The 1,960-nt window shown below is 55.7% G+C and carries 3 protein-coding genes; 2 read left to right on the top strand and 1 reads right to left on the bottom strand.

From position 1 onward, the window contains the following. Positions 1-81: 81 nt before the first annotated feature. On the top strand, positions 82-465 hold the full coding sequence (locus ABWP81_RS11560) for a hypothetical protein (RefSeq protein ID WP_353135854.1): 384 nt from the start codon (positions 82-84) through the stop codon (positions 463-465). Positions 466-490: 25 nt separating this feature from the next. On the opposite strand, the gene ABWP81_RS11565 is transcribed toward ABWP81_RS11560, so the two are convergent. Then, positions 491-997: a hypothetical protein gene (locus ABWP81_RS11565; RefSeq protein ID WP_353141917.1), complete on the bottom strand. Its 507-nt coding sequence runs from the start codon at positions 995-997 to the stop codon at positions 491-493. 151 nt (positions 998-1,148) lie between these two features. Here ABWP81_RS11565 and ABWP81_RS11570 point away from each other — a divergent pair. Then, positions 1,149-1,960: recombination-associated protein RdgC (locus ABWP81_RS11570; protein WP_353141919.1), on the top strand; the 812-nt coding region annotated here is incomplete at its 3' end.

Consider the following 1,960-nt stretch of genomic DNA (forward strand, 5'->3'; position numbering starts at 1 on the left):
TAAACGATTGGTTCGCCAATCCGATTGCTATTCATAAGGAACATCTCGAATGACTTGAAACAAATCTTGAAGGAGCTTTGTATGGAAAATGCCAACCTGTTACGAGTGAGTGGCCGCCCGAGTGCCTACAGCGGGAGCGGCAACACGCCCCAAGACCGACAGCACCAACGGCGTCAAAAATTATTGGCGCTGTTTGATGCGGTTGAGCACGGCAATTTAGAGGCATCCAAGCTCGCCCTCAAGACTTTGTTGAATTTCGACCACTCACTTGCAACGGATGCACACTTTGTGCGATTGTCCAAAGCGCTGGAAGCGGGTGGCACGTATCTAGCCCAGCAACTGGTGCGTGAGATCAAAGCCAAGTTCATCAACGCCACGCCGCTTCATGCGGTAGCACCCAAGACCGAACAGGCTTCGCACCCCTATTTCACCAACGGCATGCATTTCGTGGACACGCGGGCATAGGTTAAAAGCGAGGCGTTTGGCCGCATTAACGTGTTTTGGCCCTACAAGCTGCCTGCATGTCGTGGTCGCGGATAAAGCCGCATTGGCCGCTGCCGCCGCCCGTTTCAGCTCGGCACATGGCTTGTAGATCGCTGTCGCGGATAAACCCACACTGGCCGCTACCCCCGCCAGATGTGGCGCGGCAATACGCTTGCTTGTCAGGGTTTTGAATGAACCCGCATTGGCCCGAGCTACCAGAAGATGACGACGTGTTGGCGCGGTCTGCACTGGCCCTGCAAGCGGCCTGCATATCGTGGTCACGGATAAAGCCGCATTGGCCGCTGCCACCGCCCGTCTCGGCGCGACAGCGAGCTTGCAGGTCACCCTCGCGAATAAACCCACAGTGGCTAGAGCCGCCCCCGCTAATGGCACGGCAATAGGCTTGACGGTCTGGGTTTTGAATAAAACCGCAATCGCCTTGTTGGGCGTGGGTGGGGAGGGCGGCTAGCAGGCCTAAAAAAAACGCCAGTGTGCAAAGGGAATTGATGCTCATCCATGTTCTCCAGTTCTCGTTATTTTCGTCGTCATTCATGGCGAGGGCCACAAGCTAAAATGAAACTAACTACCAAAGCCAACTCTTGACGTTGGCTTTTTTTATGGCAGCAAGAGCTAAAAACTAAAGGCGATTCGTGTTCAAAAATGTGATGGTGTATCGAATCGGCGAGGGCTGGAGCCCTAGTCTTGAGCAAATTGAGCAGGCGCTGGATGCCGAACGTTTTGTGCCTTGCGGCGCAAGCCAAGACAAGGCGATTGGATGGGTCGAGCCGCGCGGTGAGGCGCATGGTCCGTTGGTCGAGGCTGTGAACGGACAGCGCATGCTGAAGCTCAAGATCGAGACCAAGGGCGTGCCCGGCTCGGTGGTTATGCGCAAGGCCAAAGAACGCAGCGCTCAGATTGAGATGACTGAGGGCCGCAAACCTGGCAAGAAAGAGATGAAGGAAATCAAAGAAGACGTGAAGATGTCTTTGATGCCCATGGCCTTTAGCAAAGAATCAGCGGTGCTGGTGTGGATCGACCCCGCCACCAATCTGATGGTGATGGACGCCGGCAGCCAAGCCAAGGCTGACGAAGTGGTGACCATGCTGGTCAAGTCATTCGCAGGCCTGAGCCTGACTTTGATTAACACCCAAATGTCGCCTCAGTCAGCCATGGCTTCTTGGCTGATGACCCAAGAGTCGCCTGCAGCTTTCAGTGTGGACCGCGAGTGCGAGCTGAAGGCGGCTGATGAATCCAAGTCGGTGGTGCGCTACGTGCGCCACCCGCTGGACACCGACGAGGTCAAGCACCATGTGGAAGGCGGCAAACTGCCCACGCGCTTGGCGCTGACGTGGGATGGGCGCGTGTCGTTTTCGCTGACAGAAGCGCTGCAACTGAAAAAGATCACGTTTTTGGAGGGGGTGTTTGAAGACACGTCCGCCGAAAAAGACGAAGGCTTTGATGCCGATGTAGCCCTTGC

The sequence above is a fragment of the Limnohabitans sp. genome, assembly GCF_040401135.1.
Taxonomy (GTDB): domain Bacteria; phylum Pseudomonadota; class Gammaproteobacteria; order Burkholderiales; family Burkholderiaceae_C; genus Limnohabitans.

Excerpts from the sequence above, each read along its gene's own strand:
- ABWP81_RS11565 (WP_353141917.1), bottom strand. The coding sequence starts at position 997 with ATGAGCATCAATTCCCTTTGCACACTGGCGTTTTTTTTAGGCCTGCTA.
- ABWP81_RS11560 (WP_353135854.1), top strand. The coding sequence starts at position 82 with ATGGAAAATGCCAACCTGTTACGAGTGAGTGGCCGCCCGAGTGCCTAC.